Consider the following 17,927-nt stretch of genomic DNA (forward strand, 5'->3'; position numbering starts at 1 on the left):
TCATCCGCGCATGAGGTCGGAAAGGTCCGACTCGGCCGCGCGAATGTCAAGCGGAAGCGGCGCGCTCCGGCAGGCCAGCGCCGCCTCGGCCCGCGCCTGCGCGGCGGGGGTCATGCGTCCGGCGGCTTCGGCCACGGCGGCGCGGTCGGCCAGCGAAGCGTTGCACAGCAGCACCACGTCACAGCCCGCCGCCAGGGACTGACGGGCGATATCCGCAAGGTTCCCGCGCAGCGCCTTCATCGAAATGTCGTCGGTCATGATCAGCCCGCCAAACCCGATCTCGTCACGGATGAGCCGCATCACCGCCGGCGACAGGGTGGCAGGCACCGGGTCGATCGCGTCATAGACCAGATGCGCCGTCATCCCCATCGGCAGATCGTTCAGCGCGCGGAACGCGGCGAAATCGCTCGCCGCCAGATCTTCGGCCGGCGCGTCCACATGCGGCAGGTCCAGATGGCTGTCCTGTTGCGCCCGTCCATGGCCGGGAATGTGCTTCAGCACCGGCAGAACCCCGCCATCCAGCAGCCCCCGCGCGACCGCCCGTCCCAGCCGGACGACAGTTTCGGCGTCAAATCCGTAACAGCGGTTCTTCAGAAAGGGATGCGTCTCGGGCCGCGCCACATCCGCCTGCGGCGCGCAATTGGCGTCGATCCCCAGCGCCCGCAATTCCTCGGCGATCAGGCGATAGCGCAGATACATTGCCCGTTCCGCCCGCGCCCCGGCGGCCTGCGCGAAGTCCAGCGGCGGGGTCCAGTCGCGCGCCAGCGGCGGGCGCAACCGCTGCACCCGGCCGCCTTCCTGGTCGATCAAGATCGGGCAATCGCGGCCCACGGCCTCGCGAAAGTCGCCGCACAGGGCGCGGACTTGATCCGGACCGTCGATGTTGCGGGCGAACAGGATGAAGCCGAACGGGTCAGCCTCGCGGAACAGCGCGCTTTCTTCGGCCGACAGCCGCAGCCCCTCGGCATCCAGGATCGTCGCGCCGAAACTCACCGCACCGTGACCGGGACACAGTCGGCGCCCTCGGCCACCAGCGCGGCACAGAATCGGCGCGAGTCGGCGAGATCCTCGAACCCCATCACCCGCAACCGATAGAAGGTCCGTCCACCGCTGCTGGCCTGTTCGACTACGCGCCGCTTGCCGGCCATGTAATCGCCAAAGCGCGCCTCGAACCGGCCCCAGGCCTCGCGGGCCATCTCGGCCGAAAGATAGGCGCCCAGCTGCACCAGCCGCGTGCCCTTGGGCAGCGAGGCCGGGTCCACATCCAGCGCCACCTCTGGCTCCTTCACGGCGACCCGGGTTTCGACCGGCACCTTGCGAGCGGGCCGGGCCATCGGGCGCAGCGACAGCTTGACCCCCGGCGCGTCCAGAACCGCCGGCCGCGGTTCGGACGCCGGGCTGGCCACGACACGGGCGGCGACCCGCTTGGCACCGGTGCCATCGGCCAGTGGCGCCGGGTGCTCTATCCGGGCCGAGACCTTGATCGGCTTCACCTTGCCCGTCAGTTCGTCCACCAGCTGCGCGACTTCGGCATCCGACATGGTTTGGGCCGAAGCGGGCGCCTCCGCCGCGACCGGCGACAGTTTCGCCTCGGGCAAGTCCTCGTCGGTCAGCGCCACGGGCCTGGGCGCCAGCACCACCCGTTCGGGCGGTTCCGCCGCCGCGCCTTCGGCGGCGATCCGGTTCACGGCCAGCCCCTGGTAATCGGCCGCCTCGCCTCCGGGATCCTTGGGCTGCACCCGCATCGGCCCTTCGAGCGCCCGCACCACGGGAACACCGCTCACGTCGCGCATCATCAGCTTGTAGCCCCAGACGCCGATCCCGACCACAAGCGCCAGAGACGTCAGGGCGCCGGCGATGCTGATGAGGTTGCCAACCGCGTTGCCGTCTGATTCCGGACTCCCGTCCTGCGGGCCGTAATTGCCCGGGTAATCGATATCCGCCATCTCTGCCTCACTGCCCTCTGGCGCGGAAATCGCCGCGCCACGGGTTCATTGCCTGTTTGCCACGAACCGGCAGTCCGGCGGCTTGGGTTACCGCATCTCTTGGGCCGGTTCGACGCCAAGAATACCAAGACCGGCGGAAATGACAACGGCCACGGCCCGCGCCAGCGCCATTTTGGCCTGGCTCGTGGCCGCGTCGCCCTCTTGCAGGAACCGCAGTTCGGGCAGATCGTTGCCCCGGTTCCACAGCGCGTGGAAGTCGCCCGCAAGTTCATAGAGGTAGAATGCGATCCGGTGCGGTTCATGCAGGCGCGCGGCGATCTCCACCAGCCGCGGCCACTCGGCCAGTTTCTTCGCCACCGCGATCTCGGCCTCGTGCGAGAGCTTCGACAGATCCGCCGCGCGCAGGGTCGCGTCGTCGGCGGCGATCCCCGCCTCGGCCGCCTTGCGCATCACGCTCATCACCCGGGCATGGGCGTATTGGACATAGAAGACCGGGTTCTCCCGGCTCTGCTCCAGCACCTTGTCGAAATCGAAGTCCAGCGGCGCGTCGTTCTTGCGGGTCAGCATCACGAACCGCGTCACGTCCGGGCCCACCTGGTCCACCACGTCGCGCAGGGTGACGAAGTTGCCCGCGCGTTTCGACATCTTGAACGGTTCGCCGTTCTTCCACAGCTTGACCAGCTGCGTCAGCTTGATGTCCAGCGGCACACGCCCGTCCGACAGCGCCGACACCGCGGCCTTCATCCGCTTGACATAGCCGCCATGGTCGGCGCCGAAGACGTCGATCAACTGATCGAAGCCGCGCGTGATCTTGTCATAGTGATAGGCGATGTCGGGGGCGAAATAGGTCCAGCTGCCGTCCGATTTCTGGATCGGCCGGTCCACGTCGTCGCCATGCGCGGTGGACCGGAACAGCAACTGCTCGCGCGGCTCCCAGTCCTCGGGCATCTTGCCCTTGGGCGGCTCCAGCACGCCGCGATAGATCAGCCCCTTCTCACGCAGCGCCTCGATCGCCGCCTCGATCCGGCCCGTGCCATAAAGCGACTTTTCGCTGAAGAACACGTCCATCACAACGCCCAGCGCGGCGAGGTCTTCGCGGATCAGGGCCATCATCTCGTCGGTGGCGAATTCGCGGATCTCCGCCAGCCACACGCTTTCGGGCTGGCCGACCCACCGGTCGCCCTTCATCTCGGCCAGCTTCTGCCCCACCGGAATCAGATAGTCGCCGGGATAGGTGCCTTCCTCGAAGGCGACCTCCTGTCCCAGTGCCTCCAGATAGCGCAGATAGACAGACCGGGCGAGTACATCGACCTGCGCGCCACCATCGTTGATGTAATACTCGCGCGTCACGTCGTGGCCGGTATAGTCCAGCAGGCTCGCCAGCGCATCGCCGAACACCGCCCCGCGCGTGTGCCCCACATGCAGCGGCCCGGTCGGATTGGCGCTGACATATTCCACGTTGACCTTCTGGCCCGCGCCCATGTCCGACCGGCCGTAATCGATGCCATGCTCCAGAATGCCCGCGACGATCCCCCGCCAGACGCCCGGCGCCAGCCGCAGGTTGATGAAGCCGGGTCCCGCCACCTCGGCCACCTCGATCCGCGCGTCCGTGGCCAGACGCGGCGCCAACGCCTCGGCGATGTCGCGCGGCTTGCGCCTTGCCGCCTTGGCCAGCACCATCGCCGCATTGGTCGCCATGTCGCCATGGGCGGTATCGCGCGGCGGCTCCACCGACACGTTGTCGAACGCCACATCGCCGGGCAGTTCGCCGCCCGCCTGCATCTGCTCGAGCGCCCCGATCACGAGGCCCCGGATTTCCGCAAAAAGGTTCATCTATCAGATCCCGTCAGTTCGCCGCGCGGTTTAACACGGGCAGCGGCAAGGTCAATCACCCGCCGGCCTGCGCCCGGTCCTTCATCTTGCCCCAAATACTCCCGCCGGAGGCATGGCGCGTCAGCGCCATTCCCCCGCCTGCCCGGGCCCCGACGCGCGCCTCTCAAGCACCCTCCCGCCGGTCAGCCGCGCATGCTCCTGCAGCGCAAAGCGGTCCGTCATGCCCGAAATGTAATCCGACACCAGCCGCGCCAGCTGCGTCTCGTCGCAACACGCCGCCACATCGCCTTGCCAGCGCGCGGGCATCAGGGCGGGATCGTCCATATAGAGCGCGAACAGCTCCTCCACCACCTTCGCCACCCGCGCCCGGATCTCCATGACCGAAGGCGCGCGATACATCCGCCGGAACAGAAAGGCGCGGATCGCCTTCAGATCCGACCACAGCCCGCCGGAAAACTGCACCACCGGCCGCCCCGCCGCGCGGATCTCCTCGACGCTCCGCGCGTCCACCCCGGCCAGCAGCGCCTTTGCCGTCTCGATCACGTCCTCGACCATCACGCCAAAGAAGCGCCGCAACGCTTCATGCCGCCGCCGCCCGGATTCCAGCCCCGGATACCGCGCATCCACCTCGGCATAGGCGTCACGCAGAACCGGCAATTCCGCCAGTTCGTCATCCGCAAACAACCCCGCCCGCAGCCCGTCATGCAGATCGTGGTTGTTGTATGCGATGTCATCCGACAGCGCCGCCACCTGCGCCTCTGCGCTCGCATGGGTGGCCAGTTCCAGGTCGTGCCGGGCATCGTATTCCGCCAGCGCCCAGGGCAGGTCGCCCACCACCGGCCCGTTGTGCTTGGCAATCGCCTCCAGCGTCTCCCATGTCAGGTTCAGCCCGTCGAACTCGGCATAGTGCCGCTCCAGCGCGGTCACGATCCGGATCGCCTGCGCGTTGTGGTCGAACCCGCCATATGGGGCCATCAGCGCATGCAGCGCATCCTCCCCGGTGTGCCCGAAGGGCGTGTGACCCAGGTCATGCGCCAGCGCCACCGCCTCGGTCAGTTCGGCGTTCAGCCCCAGCGCCCCGGCGATGGTGCGTCCCACCTGCGCCACCTCGATCGAATGGGTCAGACGCGTGCGGTAATAGTCGCCTTCGTGTTCGACAAAGACCTGGGTCTTGTGCTTGAGCCGCCGGAAGGCGCTGGAATGAATGATCCGGTCTCGGTCGCGCTGAAAGCAGGTCCGGAAGTGGCTTTCCTCCTCGGGCACCAGCCGCCCGCGGCTGCGTCCCGGATCCGAGGCATAGGGCGCCTTCATCTGCGGTTGTGTCCTTGTCGCCTGTCCCGGGCGTTTCTATATTGCACCCCGCGACAGATGGAAACCGGAGACGCACATGCAACTTCCCCCCAAGGTCACCGACCGCGCCTTTGCCCGCCTGGCCGAAATCGGCGCGGCACGACAGGGCAAGGCGCTGCGCGTCGCCGTCGAGGGCGGCGGCTGCTCGGGGTTTCAGTATCTGATCGACCTCGACACGCCGAAAGAGGACGACCTCGTGCTCGAAGGCAACGGCGAAAAGGTGGTGGTGGACGCGGTTTCGTTGCCGTTTCTGTCCAACGCGGTGATCGACTTCTCGCAGGAACTGATCGGCGCGCGCTTCGTGATCGACAACCCCAACGCCACTTCATCCTGCGGCTGCGGCACATCGTTTTCGATCTGACCGTGCCTCACTCCGAAGCCGGCGGCTGGCCACCCGACAGGCACATCTCCATCCACTGCGCCCCCAGATCGACCTTTCGCAATTCGCGCTTCTTCATCCCGTAAACCGCGCCCGCGAAAATCGGGATGGCGTTGTTGTAGCGCGCCGGCCAGTCCGGCTTGCTCCGGGCGATCGCCTCGGCCACCTTCTTTTCCCGCACCCCGTCCAACCGCGCCTTCTGCACGGCTGCGGCCACCTGCGCCTGATAGCGGCAGTCCTCTTCCTTCGACAACTGCGCCTCCTGCGCCATGACGGCACCGGCCAGCAAGGCCGGAAAAACGGCAGCGGTGACGAACTTCATCCCTTCGATCCCCGGATCTGGTTGCGATGCTCGGACCGACCCTAAACCATGACGCGGATCGATGGAACCGCCGCGGTGCACGGATCGATGCCACGCCTCAGGGAAATCGCCTCCCTCCCCCGTCCTGAAATGGCCCGGCGTCCCGCTTCTTTCTGGTGCGAAATACCCCGGGGGGCGCGGGGGGCAGCGCCCCCCGCATCGGTCGGATTGGCACAGCCGATCCGAAACCCTCCCATCACCCTTCCAGCACCCCACGCGCGGCAATTGCTTCCATCGCCGTCCGCACCTCATGCACCAGCGTCGCCGCCATCGACCGGAACACAATTAACTGAAACGCCCGCGGCCCCACGCGCGTGACCGATCCGGCCATGTGCCCGATCAGCGTCCGGGCGGTATGTCCCCTTTTGAACAGCCGGACCCGCAGATCGACCGGCACCAGCCGCGCCAGCACGTCCTCGACCCGTTCGCCCTCGATCCGCACCAGCGCCCAGGCATCCGACTGATCGGTCAACGCCGCATGTTCCGCCAGCGACGGATCCGGCTCCGGCCCGACCAGCAGGGCCTGCCCCCGACCGAACCAGATCGCCCGCGCACCCGCCCTGACCGCACTGCGGTTCGGCGCGGGAAACGCCACCCCATGCGCCGCCCGCATCGCCTGCGCCAGCGCCGCCTCGCGGCCTCGGAACGGCGCGACGACGGTCATCACGCCGGGGTTCTCCTCGGTCAGGCTCACGCCGCCGACGGTCAACGGCAGCAGCCCCTCGCAGGGGGTCTTCGCAATCAGCTCAGCCACGCATCCGCCCTCCCTCGGGGTCGTAGAAGACCGGGTTCACCACCTCGCATTCCGTGTCGATGCCGCGCAGGTGATCGACCAGCCGCACCACTTCACCGATCCGCTCGGGCCCGCGCCGCAGGAAAGCCAGCCCGATCATGTGCCCCAGCGTCGGCGAGAACCCCACCGAAGTCACATAGCCCTGGTCGTTCACCCGCACCGGCGCCTCGCCCCGGTTGAACAGATGCGCGCCCGCGGTGATCTGCTTGACCGCGCCCACCGGTTTCAGCCCCACCAGACGTTCGCGGTCGGGATCCATCAGCCCCGCACGCTGCGACAGGGTCTTGCCGATGCAGTCCTTCTTCTCCGACACCATCCCCTGCATCCCGATGTCATAGGCCGTGGTGCGGCCGTGGATCTCGGCATGGGTGATGAACCCCTTCTCGATCCGCAGCACGTTCAGCGCCTCCATCCCGTAGGGCCCGCCGCCCAGCGCCTCGGCCCGCGCCACCAGTTCGCGGAACAGACTGTCGCCGAAACGCGCCGGCACCGCGATCTCGTATCCCTGCTCACCCGAGAAGGAAATGCGGAAAAGCCGCCCCCGAACCCCCAGCACCGACACCGCGCCGCAAGCCATGAAGGGCCAGTCGGCTTGCGCCAGCGGCGCATCCAGAAGCCCGTTCAGCAACTCGCGCGCCTTCGGCCCCGCCACGGCGAACTGCGCCCATTGCTCGGTCACAGAAACGAAGCGCAGATCCAGATCGGGGCGCAGCGCCTGGTGCACCCATTCCAGGTGCCGCATCACTTCGCCCGCGGCGGCGGTCGTGGTGGTCATCAGCCAGCGGTTCTCGCCCAGCCGTGCGCAGGTGCCGTCATCCATGACGAACCCGTCCTCGCGCAGCATCAGCCCGTAACGCACCCGGCCCACCTTCAGCGTGCTGAAGGTGTTGGTATAGACGAAATCCAGAAACGCCCCCACATCCGGCCCCTGCAGGTCGATCTTTCCCAGAGTCGAGACGTCGCAGACCCCGACCGCCTCGCGCACCATCCGCACCTCGCGGTCGCAGGACTGCCGCCAATGGGTCTCGCCCGGTTTCGGAAAATAGCTCGGTCGATACCACAGCCCCGCCTCGATCATTGGCGCGCCGTGCTCCACGCTCGCGGCGTGGCTGGTGGAGAACCGCTCTGGCGCGAACCCCTTGCCCTGCGCGCCGGCGCCCAGCGCCGCGATGGAAACCGGCGAATAGGGCGGGCGAAAGGTCGTCGTGCCGGTCTCGGGGATCGACCGGCCCGTGGCATCGGCCAAAACCGCCAGCGCCGCGACGTTCGAATTCTTGCCCTGATCGGTCGCCATGCCCTGCGTGGTATAGCGCTTCATGTGCTCGACCGACCGGAAATTCTCGGCCGCCGCCTGTTTCACGTCCTTCACCGTCACGTCGTTCTGGAAATCGAGCCAGGCCCGCCCCCTGCCCGGCACCGACCACAGCGGCGCGATGCGGCAGGGATCGTCCTCGGCCTCCGGCAGATCCGGCACCGCCGCCCCGAACCCGAGAGCTTCCGCCGCCCGCGCCCCGGCCTCGGCTCCTTCGCGCAGACAGGCGGCGGTGGAGAACGCGCCATTGGCGGCGCCGACGGCCTCCAGCCCCGGCACCGCGCCGGGCAAGGGCACAAAGGCGGCGATGTCGCGCCGCCAGACGGGCCGCCCGTTCATGTGGCAGGCCAGATGCACGCTGGGGTTCCAGCCCCCCGACATGGCCAGGCAATCGGCCTGCAGCTTCTCCTTGCCGCGCGCGGTACGGATGGTGATGTTCTCCAGCCCCTTGCGTCCGGCGCTGTCGCACACGACCGCGCCGCGCCAGACCCGGAAATCGCGCGCCCGGGGCGCGTCATGGCGGCTGTCGATCAGCCCGGCCACATGCACCCCCGCCGCCACCAGATCTCGCGCCGTGCGATGCGCGTCGTCGTTGTTGCCAAAGACCGCCACCCGCCGCCCCGGCGCCACGCCCCAGCGGTTCAGATAGGCCCGCACCGCCCCTGCCATCATGATGCCGGGCCGGTCGTTGTTGCGAAACGCCACCGGCCGCTCCAGCGCGCCCGCTGCCAGCACCGCGCGCCGCGCCACGATCCGCCAGAAACATTCCACCGGCCGCGCCGAACCCGACCGGGGCAGATGCTGCCCCACCCGCTCCAACGCGCCATAGGTGCCTTGATCATAGGCCCCGACCACGCAGGTGCGCGGCATCAGGCGGACATTTTCCATCGCCGCCAGCTCGGCCAGAACATCGTCCACCCACAGATGCGCGGACCGGCCGCCGATCTCCCAGCTCTCGGCCAGAGCCCGCCCGCCCATCCGGGCATCCTCGTCGGCCAGGATCACGTCGGCCCCCGCGCGCCCCGCCGCCAGCGCCGCCATCAGCCCCGCCGGCCCCCCGCCGATCACCAGTACGTCACAGAACGCGAACGCCTTTTCATACCGGTCCGGGTTGGCCTCGCGCGACAGCGCCCCCAGCCCGGCCGAGCGCCGGATCAGCGGCTCATAGACCTTCTCCCAGAAGGATTTCGGCCACATGAAGGTTTTGTAATAGAACCCCGCGCCCAGAAAAGGCGCGGCCAGATCGTTGACCGACAGCAGGTCGAATCCCAGCGACGGCCAACGGTTCTGACTGCGCGCCTCGAGCCCATCATAAATCTCCTGCACCGTGGCGCGCACATTCGGCTCCTGCCCCGCGCCGCGCCCGATGGTCAACAGCGCGTTGGGCTCCTCCGACCCGGCGGTCAGCACCCCGCGCGGGCGGTGATACTTGAACGACCGCCCCACCAGCCGCACCCCGTTGGCCAGAAGCGCCGAGGCCAGCGTATCCCCCTCCAGCCCCCGATACCGCACGCCGTCAAAGCTGAAGGTCACCGGCCGCGCGCCGGCCAGCAGCCCCTTGCCCGCAACCCTCATACGTCCGCCTCCCCGGCCAGTTCGGCGCCGAATATCTCATGGCTCACCGTATCGCGCGTCACCACCAGCCAGGCGCCACAGCCGCCCTCGTGATACCACAGCTCGCGGGTCCGCCCCGCGGGGTTTTCGCGCAGATAGACATAGGCGTCCCACGCCGCCTCCCCCGCGTCGGGACCGGGCCGATCCAGCGCCACCGCCGCGCCCTTGTAGTAGAATTCGCGCCGGTCGCGCTCTCCGCAGATCGGACAGGGAATCCTCATGCGCCCGCCCCTGCTTCTTTCTGGTCACAAATACCCATTGCCGAACCTCTCCGCCCGTGCCTCAGTGCAGGTTGTGCTGCGCCCCGGTTCCTTCCTCGTCGATGATGCCGTATCCCGTGCGGAACCGGTCCAACCGGAACCCGGTCGCCGCCTCGTGATAGCGGTCCGTCGCCATCAGATGCGCGAAACAGTGCCCCGAGGCCGGCACCGCCTTGAACCCGCCATAGTTCCAGCCGCAGTTCAGATAGAGCCCCTCGACATCCGTCCGGTCGATGATGGGAGAGCCATCGGGGCTCATGTCCATGATCCCGCCCCAGCTGCGCAGCACGCGCGCCTTGCCGATCATCGGCATCAGCGTCATGCCCGCCTCCATCACATGCTCGACCGCCGGAAGGTTCCCGCGCGCGGCGTAAGAGGCATACATGTCGATGTCGCCGCCAAAGACCAGCCCGCCCTTGTCGGACTGGCTGATGTAGAAATGCCCCATGCCGAAGGTCACCACATGGTCGATCACCGGCTTCAGCCCCTCGGTGACAAAGGCCTGCAGGACATGGCTCTCGATCGGCAGCCGCATCCCCGCCATCGCCGCCACCTGCGACGACCGCCCGGCGACCACGATCCCGACCTTTCCGGCCCGGATCGCCCCGCGCGTGGTCTGCACGCCCCGGACCCGGCCGTTTTCGATATCGATGCCCGTCACTTCGCAGTTCTGGATCAGATCCACGCCCCGCCGGTCCGCGCCGCGCGCATAGCCCCAGGCCACCGCGTCGTGGCGCGCCGTGCCGCCGCGGGGATGGAACAGCCCGCCATGGACCGGAAACCGCGCGTTGTCGAAATCGAGATAGGGCACCAGCCGGCGCACGCCCTCGCGATCCAGCAGGATCGCGTCGTCGCCCTGATTCACCATCGCGTTGCCGCGCCGGGCAAAGGCGTCGCGCTGCCCGTCCGAATGGAACAAGTTCAGAACGCCCCGCTGCGACATCATCACGTTGTAGTTCAGTTCCTGCTCCAGCCCTTCCCAGAGCTTGAGCGAATGGCTGTAGAATTCCGAATTGCCCGGCAGCCCGTAATTGGCCCGCACGATGGTCGTGTTGCGCCCGACATTGCCGCCGCCAAGGTAACCCTTTTCCAGCACCGCGACATTGGTGATCCCATGCTCGCGCGCCAGGTAATAGGCGGTGGAGAGCCCATGCCCGCCGCCGCCGATGATGACCACGTCATATTCGGACTTCGGCGCGGGGTCGCGCCAGTGCGGCTCCCACCCGCGGTTGCCGGTCAGCCCCTCCCACAGAACCCTCAATCCCGAAAATCGCATGCTACACTCCCCGCCGCATCGGCGCGATGAAACCAGCTTGCTCCATGACTATCAACGCCCGCCCCGCCCGCGCCCGCCCTTTTCGACAAAAGCAGGTCAGCCAGCGACCCGTTGCCGGACCGCCGCCGCTCAGACCCCCAGCCATGAATGGGCGATCTCGGGGGACAGATCCGCCATCGGCCCTGACCAGACGGTTTCGCCCCGCTGCAGGATCACGGCCCGGTCGGCAATCCGGCCCAGTTCCTTCAGCGACTTGTCCACGATCAGGATCGACAGCCCCGCCTCGCGCTTCAACCGCTCGATCGCCGCCCAGATTTCCTGCCGCACGATGGGGGCGAGCCCCTCGGTCGCCTCGTCCAGCACCAGCAGCCGGGGGTTGGTCATCAGCGCCCGCCCGATCACCAGCATCTGCTGTTCGCCGCCCGACAGCGACGCCGCAAGCTGTCCGCGCCGCTCGGCCAGCCGGGGGAACAGCTCGGCCACGGTCGCCAGATCCCAGAAGCCGGGCCGGGCGGTGGCGATCAGGTTTTCTTCGACGGTGAGGTTGGGAAAACAGCGCCGCCCCTCGGGCACCAGCCCGATCCCCAGCCGTGCCGCGCGGTGGCTGGGCAGCGGCCGCAGGTCGTGGCCGTCGAACAGTATCTCGCCCCCCGCCACCGGCAGCATCCGGCAGATCGTCTTGATCGTGGTGGACTTGCCCATCCCGTTGCGGCCCATCAGCGCCACCACCTGCCCCTCTTCGACCTCGAGGCTGACCTTGAACAGCGCCTGCGCCCGCCCGTAAAAGGCCGACACATCGACAAGCCGCAGCAGCGTCATGCGTCCTCTCCCAGATAGGCGCGGCGCACCTCGGGGTGGGCGCGGATCTCTGCCACGCTGCCGGTAAAGATCACCCGGCCCTGCACCAGCACGCTGACCCGGTCGGCCAGCGAGAACACGGCGTCCATGTCGTGTTCGATCAGCAGGATCGGCGCCTGCGCCTTCAGTTCGCGCAGCAATCCGGTCATGCGCTGCGATCCACTCGCCCCCAGCCCGGCCATGGGTTCGTCCATCAAAAAGGCGCGCGGCGACAGCGTGAGCGCCACCGCGACCTCGAGCGCGCGGCGCTGGCCATGGCTCAGATCGCCCGCGCGCATCCAGCGTTCCTCCGCCAGGCCGACCTGTTCCAGCGCCGCCTCGGCACGGGCACGAAAGGCGCGGTCCCGCAGCGCAGAACGCAGGAACCGGAACGCCCCGCCGGCCGCGCCCACCGCGCCCAGCAGGACGTTCTCGATCACGGTGTCCTCCATCGCCAGCGCCGAAATCTGGAAGGTCCGCGCCAGCCCCATCCGCGCCCGCTGCACCGTGCCCAGCCCGGTCACGTCGCGGCCAAGAAAGGTGATCCGCCCCGCATCCGGTTCCAGCCCGCCGCAGATCTGTTCGATCAGCGTGGATTTCCCCGCCCCGTTCGGCCCGATCAGCGCGTGGATCTCGCCCGGCCGCAGGTCCAGCGTCACGTTGTCCGAGGCCCGGACCATGCCGAAGCTCTTGCAGACCCCTTCGACGGCGAGAACCGGCTCAGCCACGGCGCGCCTCCTGTCCGGCAAGGATGCCGACCACTCCGTTGCGGCCAAAGAGCACCACCAGCAGCAGAAGCGCGCCCAGAAAGACGTGCCAATAGTCCGACACGCCCCCCAGAAGATGTTCCAGCGCGATGAACAGCGCCGCCCCCGCCACGGGGCCAAAGAGCCGCGCCGTGCCGCCAAGGATCACGAACACCATGATCTCGCCCGAGGTCTGCCAGCTGAACATGGCGGGGCTGACGAAGCGGTTGAGATCGGCAAAGAGCGCCCCGGCCAGCCCCGTGATCGTGCCCGAGATCGCAAAGGCCGCCAGCCGCAGCCGGTAGGGTGAGATCCCCACCGCCCGGACCCGTTCCGGCGCCTGCCGCGCGGCATTCAGCGCCAGCCCGAAGGGTGCCCGCCGAACCAGCGCCGCGACCGCGATGGTGGCCAGCATCAGGGCATAGACCAGCGCAAAGAACTGGATCGGATCCAGCGTGTTCAGCCCTGGAAAGCCGTTGCGCACATAGATCGGCAGCCCGTCCTCGCCGCCATAGGCCGGCCAGGAGATCGCGAAATAGTAAAGCATCTGCGCAAAGGCGAGCGTGATCATGATGAAATAGGCGCCCGAGGTGCGCAGGCTGAGCGCCCCGATCGCCAGCGCCGCCAGCGCCGAGGCCAGCATCGCCACGATCCAGATCACCGGCATGGATTTCGTGCCCTCGACCAGGAACGGCCACTCGAGCAGCGGCGTGTAAGTCTGCGCGTGACTGGCGAGAATCCCCATCGCGTAACCGCCGATGCCGAAAAACGCGGCATGGCCGAGGCTGACCAGCCCGCCATAGCCCAACGCGATGTTGAGCCCCACCCCGGCAATGGCGAAGATCGCCGCGCGGGTGGCCAGCGTGATGAGAAACGGCTCCTCGGCCATCCACGCCCACAGCGGGAAGACCAGGAACCCGGCGGCGAGGATCAGGTTCAGGACCGCTTCCCGGCTCATGCCCGCGCCCCGTAAAGGCCCGTGGGCCGCCAGATCAGGATCGTCGCCATCAGCACGTAGATCAGCATCGAGGCCAGCGCAGACCCAACCGAGGTCGCCGCCGAATTGTCCATGAACAGCCGGAAGAATCCCGGCAGCAGGAACCGCCCCAGCGTGTCGGTCAGCCCCACGAGGATCGCGCCCACCAGCGAGCCGCGGATCGAGCCGATCCCGCCGATCACGATCACCACGAAGGCCAGGATCAGCACCGGCTCTCCCATGCCGACCTGCACCGACTGGATCGCCCCCACCAGCGCCCCGGCCAGCCCCGCCAGCGCCGCGCCCAGCGCAAAGACCACGGTATAGAGCCGCGAGATGTCCACCCCCAGCGCCGCGACGATTTCGCGGTCGGCCTCGCCCGCGCGAATGCGGATGCCCAGCCGGGTGCGGGTGATCAGAAGATAGAGGCCAAGCGCGATCACGAGGCCCACCCCGATGGTCATGAGCCGATAGAGCGGATACCGGATCCCCCCGGGCAGCGTGACCGGCCCGGCCAGCGCGTCGGGGATGCTCAGATAGAGCGGGAAGGAGCCGAACAGCCACCGGGTGCCTTCGGAAAAGATCAGGATCAGCGCAAAGGTCGCCAGCACCTGATCCAGATGGTCGCGGGCGTAAAGCCTGCGGATCACCCCGACCTCGATGATCGCGCCTGCGGCGGCGGCGGCCGCGATGCTGGCGGCCAGTGCCAGCAGAAAGCTGCCCGTCGCCGCGGCGGTCGCGGCGGCGGCAAAGGCGCCCACCATGAACAGCGACCCGTGCGCCAAGTTGATGAGCCCCATCACGCCGAATACGAGCGTCAGCCCGGACGCCGTCAGAAACAGCGTGACCCCGAACTGCATCCCGTTCAGGATCTGCTCGACAAGAAGTGTAAGCGACATGCGCCCGCCTGCCCTTGACGGCGGAGCGCACTGCGCACGCCCCGCCCCGGTTCATTACATCTTGCAGTCTTTGGCGTAGGCGTCGGCGTGGTTTTCCAGCGCCACGCCGATCGTCTTGTTGGTATAGACGTCGCCTTCCTTGATCACTTCACGGACATAGATGTTCTGGATCGGGTGATGGTTCGGCCCGAACTTGAACGCGCCGCGGACCGAGTCGAAATCGGCCGCTTCCAGCGCCGCGCGGAAGGCATCGGCATCCTTCACGTCGGCCTTCGCCATCGCCGAAAGGATCAGGTTCGCCGTGTCATAGCCCTGGCTGGCATAAAGCGACGGCAGCCGGCCGTATTCGGCCACGAAGGCCTCGACAAAGGCCTTGTTGGCCGGGTTGTCCAGATCCTTGTTCCACTGGCTGGTGTTGCGCACGCCAAGTGCGGCGTCGCCCACCGCCTGCAGAATGTCCTGGTCAAAGCTGAAAGCCGGCCCGATCAGCGGAATGTCCACGCCGCTTTGCGCATATTGCTTGAGGAACGCGATCCCCATGCCGCCGGGCAGGAAGAAGAACACGCTGTCCGCCCCCGAGGCGCGGATCTGCGCGATCTCGCTGGCATAGTCCTTCTGCCCCAGCTTGGTAAAGACCTCGCCAGCCAGTTCGCCCTTGTAGAACCGCTTGTAGCCGTTCAGCGCATCCACTCCGGCGGGGTAGTTCGGCGCCATGATGAAGCTCTTCTTGTAGCCGGCTTGGTTGGCATAGGCGCCGGCGGCCTCGTGCAGGTTGTCGTTCTGCCAGGCGGCGTTGAAATAGTTCTTGTGGCAGCCCTTCCCTGCCAGCGCCGAGGGACCGGCATTGGGCGAGATGTAGAACTTGCCCTGCGCGGTCGCGGCGGGCACCACGGCCATGGCAAGGTTCGACCAGACGATGCCGGTCAGGATGTCCACCTTGTCCGACTGGATCATCCGGTCGGCCAGCTGCACCGCGATGTCGGGCTTGCGCTGGTCGTCCTCGACGATAACCTCCAGATCCTTTGCCCCAGCCTGCTTGACCGCCAGCATGAAGCCGTCACGGATCGCCACGCCAAGGCTGGCGCCGCCCCCCGACAGCGTAGTGATCATCCCCACCTTCACCGCCTCGGCCGCGGCCGAGCCCGCGATCAGCGCCGCGGCGCAGGCCGCCAGCAACAGGTTCCTTGTTTTCATCGTCGGTCTCCTCCTCCCAAAAATCTCGGTCTTCTCGGCGTGCGGTGTTTCTCCGCGCGCCCCTTCTGGCCATATGACCCGGAGATTTCCGCTGTGGCAACGGTCAGATGTCGGCGCCGGCACAATATTCCGCGGCCGACCGAATTGACACGACGCCGCAACCCGGTCCGCCGCCGCGCCTTGGAAACGGCGTTGCGCATCCGACGCCGAGAAATAGCCGAAAGTTGGAAATGGCCCCTGAGGGGCGGCATATCATGGCGGTGTTCACGCGCCGTCAATTCTCTGGTGAGAAAGGGATATGCCACACGACGAAGCCTACCATCACGCCGTTGCCTGATCCATCGGGATTTTCGCGTGACCCGTTGACGGAGATCCTGCGCTCCGGCGCGCGCCGCCTGATCGCGCAGGCCGTGGAAGCGGAGTTGGCCGCTCTGCTCGCCGCCCATACCGACGACAAGACCGAAGATGGCCGCTCGCGCCTTGTGCGCCATGGCTATCTGCCGGAGCGCGAGGTGATGACCGGGATCGGCCCGGTGCCGGTGAAGGTGCCCAGGGTTCGCGACCGAGCCGCCGGGCGAGAAGGTTCGGTTCACGTCCTCGATCCTGCCGCCCTATCTGCGAAAAGCGAAGTCGATCGAGGAACTGCTGCCGTGGCTTTATCTCAAGGGCATTTCCAGCGGCGATTCTCAAGAGGCCCTTGCGGCGCTGCCGGGCCCGAATGCGGCAGGGTTGTCATCAACCACCATCTCGCGGCTGAAAGCAGAATGGTGGACGGATTGCGAACGCTGGCAACGCCGCGATCTCGGGGCCCGGCGGTTTGTTCATGTCTGGGCCGACGGCGTCTGCTTCCGGCCGCGCATGGCCGAGGGAAAACAATGCGTTCTGGTGCCGATCGGCGCGGATGGATGGGGCCGCAAGGAGGTTCCGGGCCTCGCCGGCGGCTACCGGGAGAGCACCCGAAGCCGGCGCGAATTGCCGCTCGACCTCAAGCGGCGGGGCATGGTCCATGCGCCCGATCTTGCCACCGGCGATGGCGCCTTGGGGTTCCGGTCTGTTTTGCGGGAGGTGTTCGGCGGCGCGCGTGAACAGCGTTGTCGGGTCCACAATACCGGGAACGTGCTGAACGCGATGCCGAAATCCGTGCAGCCCAGGGCCAAGGGCCGCCTGCACGACATCTGGCAGGCTGAAACGAGGGCGGAGGCGGAAGCGGCCTTCGATTGCTTCGTCGAGACCTACGGGGTGAAATACGACAAGGCGGCGGCCAAGCTGGTCAAGGACCGGGACGTCCTGCTCGCATTCTACGATTTCCCCGCCGAGCAACGGAAGCATATCAGAACGAGCAACCCCATCGAGAGCACCTTCGCCACCGTCAGGCATTGCAAAATGCGCACCAAGGGCTGCCTGAGCCGCAAGACCGGGCTGGCCATGGCCTTCAAACTGATAATGTCGGCACAGACCAGACGGCGAAAGCTCGACGGTGCAAACCGCTCGCCCGAACTCGTCCAGGGGATCGTCTTCAAGGAGGGGGGGCAAGCAACTTCGAACCGCTGCCTGATCACGCCGTCACCAATTTTCAGGCATAGCTCTCCGACGCGAGGCATCTGCCCACTGCTATCCGGCCAAAGATCGAAGCGCCGCGAATCTCCATTGTCGCCCATTGATCGCCATCGCGCACGGAAACGCCGGGATTCGGCCATCGAAACCGCCGAACCTCCGCGCACGAACATAACTTAAGCACCTATTTTCACTACATTAATTCAGCATCACCCCCTGAACGCAGGAAAAAGTTCGAAAAAAAATAGAAATGCGTTTGACACCCCTCGAAACTCGCATTAAACGCCCTTCTCACGACACCTGCCCAGGTGGCGGAATTGGTAGACGCGCTAGCTTCAGGTGCTAGTGTCCGTATGGACGTGGAGGTTCGAGTCCTCTCCTGGGCACCAGATACTTTATCCCAAAAACCGCACGTCGCTGAAAAGCTTATGCTTTTGAGCTTACCGCGCCCATGAGCTACTCCCCAATGTCTGGACAGTTTCCGGCGTGATTTAAGCTACTCTTTGCTCCTGCTGACCGGGTTGGGTTTCGTCTTTTCTCAGCCAGTAGACCACGGCTGGGGGTTTGCCGCCAAGGGCGGAATGGGGGCGCTTGCGG

At 67.1% G+C, this 17,927-nt stretch carries 15 protein-coding genes, 1 tRNA gene and 1 pseudogene; 3 read left to right on the plus strand and 14 right to left on the minus strand.

From position 1 onward, the window contains the following. From nagZ to C4S70_RS14235, 4 genes are all read right to left on the minus strand, one after another. The gene (gene nagZ, locus C4S70_RS14220) at positions 1–993 is read right to left on the minus strand and encodes a beta-N-acetylhexosaminidase (protein WP_104008776.1); all 993 of its coding nucleotides are present in this window, start codon (positions 991–993) and stop codon (positions 1–3) included. After that, entirely contained in the window at positions 990–1,946 is a 957-nt protein-coding gene (locus C4S70_RS14225) for an SPOR domain-containing protein (RefSeq protein WP_104008777.1), read from the minus strand. The genes nagZ and C4S70_RS14225 overlap by 4 nt, the downstream gene beginning before the upstream one ends. Positions 1,947–2,033: 87 nt before the next feature. After that, positions 2,034–3,779: an arginine--tRNA ligase gene (gene argS / locus C4S70_RS14230; RefSeq protein WP_104008778.1), complete on the minus strand. Its 1,746-nt coding sequence runs from the start codon at positions 3,777–3,779 to the stop codon at positions 2,034–2,036. A 120-nt stretch (positions 3,780–3,899) separates the two neighbouring features. Next, entirely contained in the window at positions 3,900–5,090 is a 1,191-nt protein-coding gene (locus C4S70_RS14235; RefSeq protein ID WP_104008779.1) for a deoxyguanosinetriphosphate triphosphohydrolase, read from the minus strand. Positions 5,091–5,166: 76 nt separating this feature from the next. Here C4S70_RS14235 and C4S70_RS14240 point away from each other — a divergent pair, with 76 nt between their 5' ends. Then, positions 5,167–5,490 (plus strand): HesB/IscA family protein, encoded by a 324-nt coding sequence (locus tag C4S70_RS14240; protein ID WP_104008780.1) that lies wholly within the window; start codon positions 5,167–5,169, stop codon positions 5,488–5,490. A gap of 7 nt (positions 5,491–5,497) precedes the next feature. Here C4S70_RS14240 and C4S70_RS14245 read toward each other — a convergent pair whose 3' ends face one another. From C4S70_RS14245 to C4S70_RS14290, 10 genes are all read right to left on the minus strand, one after another. Continuing rightward, positions 5,498–5,830, minus strand: a complete 333-nt coding sequence (locus tag C4S70_RS14245; RefSeq protein ID WP_235003835.1) for a hypothetical protein — start codon at positions 5,828–5,830, stop codon at positions 5,498–5,500. Positions 5,831–6,065: 235 nt separating this feature from the next. Continuing rightward, entirely contained in the window at positions 6,066–6,623 is a 558-nt protein-coding gene (locus C4S70_RS14250) for a sarcosine oxidase subunit gamma (protein ID WP_104008781.1), read from the minus strand. Further along, a complete protein-coding gene (locus tag C4S70_RS14255) occupies positions 6,616–9,549 on the minus strand; it encodes a sarcosine oxidase subunit alpha family protein (protein ID WP_104008782.1) in 2,934 nt (977 codons plus the stop codon). Before C4S70_RS14255 ends, C4S70_RS14250 begins: the two co-directional genes overlap by 8 nt. Further along, positions 9,546–9,809, minus strand: coding sequence for a sarcosine oxidase subunit delta (locus C4S70_RS14260; RefSeq protein WP_104008783.1), 264 nt, complete (start codon positions 9,807–9,809; stop codon positions 9,546–9,548). The genes C4S70_RS14255 and C4S70_RS14260 overlap by 4 nt, the downstream gene beginning before the upstream one ends. 61 nt (positions 9,810–9,870) lie before the next feature. Then, positions 9,871–11,124, minus strand: coding sequence for a sarcosine oxidase subunit beta family protein (locus C4S70_RS14265; RefSeq protein ID WP_104008784.1), 1,254 nt, complete (start codon positions 11,122–11,124; stop codon positions 9,871–9,873). A gap of 129 nt (positions 11,125–11,253) precedes the next feature. After that, positions 11,254–11,943, minus strand: coding sequence for an ABC transporter ATP-binding protein (locus C4S70_RS14270; protein ID WP_104008785.1), 690 nt, complete (start codon positions 11,941–11,943; stop codon positions 11,254–11,256). After that, the gene (locus C4S70_RS14275) at positions 11,940–12,689 is read right to left on the minus strand and encodes an ABC transporter ATP-binding protein (RefSeq protein WP_104008786.1); all 750 of its coding nucleotides are present in this window, start codon (positions 12,687–12,689) and stop codon (positions 11,940–11,942) included. Before C4S70_RS14275 ends, C4S70_RS14270 begins: the two co-directional genes overlap by 4 nt. After that, positions 12,682–13,665: a branched-chain amino acid ABC transporter permease gene (locus C4S70_RS14280; protein WP_104008787.1), complete on the minus strand. Its 984-nt coding sequence runs from the start codon at positions 13,663–13,665 to the stop codon at positions 12,682–12,684. The genes C4S70_RS14275 and C4S70_RS14280 overlap by 8 nt, the downstream gene beginning before the upstream one ends. After that, positions 13,662–14,582, minus strand: a complete 921-nt coding sequence (locus C4S70_RS14285) for a branched-chain amino acid ABC transporter permease (protein ID WP_104008788.1) — start codon at positions 14,580–14,582, stop codon at positions 13,662–13,664. Before C4S70_RS14285 ends, C4S70_RS14280 begins: the two co-directional genes overlap by 4 nt. 54 nt (positions 14,583–14,636) lie before the next feature. After that, the gene (locus tag C4S70_RS14290; RefSeq protein WP_104008789.1) at positions 14,637–15,776 is read right to left on the minus strand and encodes an ABC transporter substrate-binding protein; all 1,140 of its coding nucleotides are present in this window, start codon (positions 15,774–15,776) and stop codon (positions 14,637–14,639) included. A 254-nt stretch (positions 15,777–16,030) separates the two neighbouring features. On the opposite strand from C4S70_RS14290, the pseudogene C4S70_RS14295 reads away from it, so the two are divergent. Together C4S70_RS14295 and C4S70_RS14300 are read left to right on the plus strand one after the other, a co-directional pair. After that, positions 16,031–17,309 (plus strand): annotated as a pseudogene (locus C4S70_RS14295) (IS256 family transposase); the annotation flags it as partial. A gap of 323 nt (positions 17,310–17,632) precedes the next feature. Next, positions 17,633–17,719, plus strand: a tRNA-Leu gene (locus C4S70_RS14300). The last annotated feature ends 208 nt before the right edge of the window (positions 17,720–17,927 follow it).

Source organism: Jhaorihella thermophila (genome assembly GCF_900108275.1).
GTDB lineage: Bacteria > Pseudomonadota > Alphaproteobacteria > Rhodobacterales > Rhodobacteraceae > Jhaorihella > Jhaorihella thermophila.

What these genes read in the sequence shown, in the direction of transcription:
- C4S70_RS14290 (WP_104008789.1), bottom strand. Translation starts at nt 15,776, where the DNA reads ATGAAAACAAGGAACCTGTTGCTGGCGGCCTGCGCCGCGGCGCTGATC.
- C4S70_RS14270 (WP_104008785.1), bottom strand. Translation starts at nt 11,943, where the DNA reads ATGACGCTGCTGCGGCTTGTCGATGTGTCGGCCTTTTACGGGCGGGCG.
- C4S70_RS14285 (WP_104008788.1), bottom strand. Translation starts at nt 14,582, where the DNA reads ATGTCGCTTACACTTCTTGTCGAGCAGATCCTGAACGGGATGCAGTTC.
- C4S70_RS14235 (WP_104008779.1), bottom strand. Translation starts at nt 5,090, where the DNA reads ATGAAGGCGCCCTATGCCTCGGATCCGGGACGCAGCCGCGGGCGGCTG.
- C4S70_RS14225 (WP_104008777.1), bottom strand. Translation starts at nt 1,946, where the DNA reads ATGGCGGATATCGATTACCCGGGCAATTACGGCCCGCAGGACGGGAGT.
- C4S70_RS14280 (WP_104008787.1), bottom strand. Translation starts at nt 13,665, where the DNA reads ATGAGCCGGGAAGCGGTCCTGAACCTGATCCTCGCCGCCGGGTTCCTG.
- C4S70_RS14240 (WP_104008780.1), top strand. Translation starts at nt 5,167, where the DNA reads ATGCAACTTCCCCCCAAGGTCACCGACCGCGCCTTTGCCCGCCTGGCC.
- C4S70_RS14245 (WP_235003835.1), bottom strand. Translation starts at nt 5,830, where the DNA reads ATGAAGTTCGTCACCGCTGCCGTTTTTCCGGCCTTGCTGGCCGGTGCC.
- argS (WP_104008778.1), bottom strand. Translation starts at nt 3,779, where the DNA reads ATGAACCTTTTTGCGGAAATCCGGGGCCTCGTGATCGGGGCGCTCGAG.
- C4S70_RS14255 (WP_104008782.1), bottom strand. Translation starts at nt 9,549, where the DNA reads ATGAGGGTTGCGGGCAAGGGGCTGCTGGCCGGCGCGCGGCCGGTGACC.
- C4S70_RS14260 (WP_104008783.1), bottom strand. Translation starts at nt 9,809, where the DNA reads ATGAGGATTCCCTGTCCGATCTGCGGAGAGCGCGACCGGCGCGAATTC.
- C4S70_RS14265 (WP_104008784.1), bottom strand. Translation starts at nt 11,124, where the DNA reads ATGCGATTTTCGGGATTGAGGGTTCTGTGGGAGGGGCTGACCGGCAAC.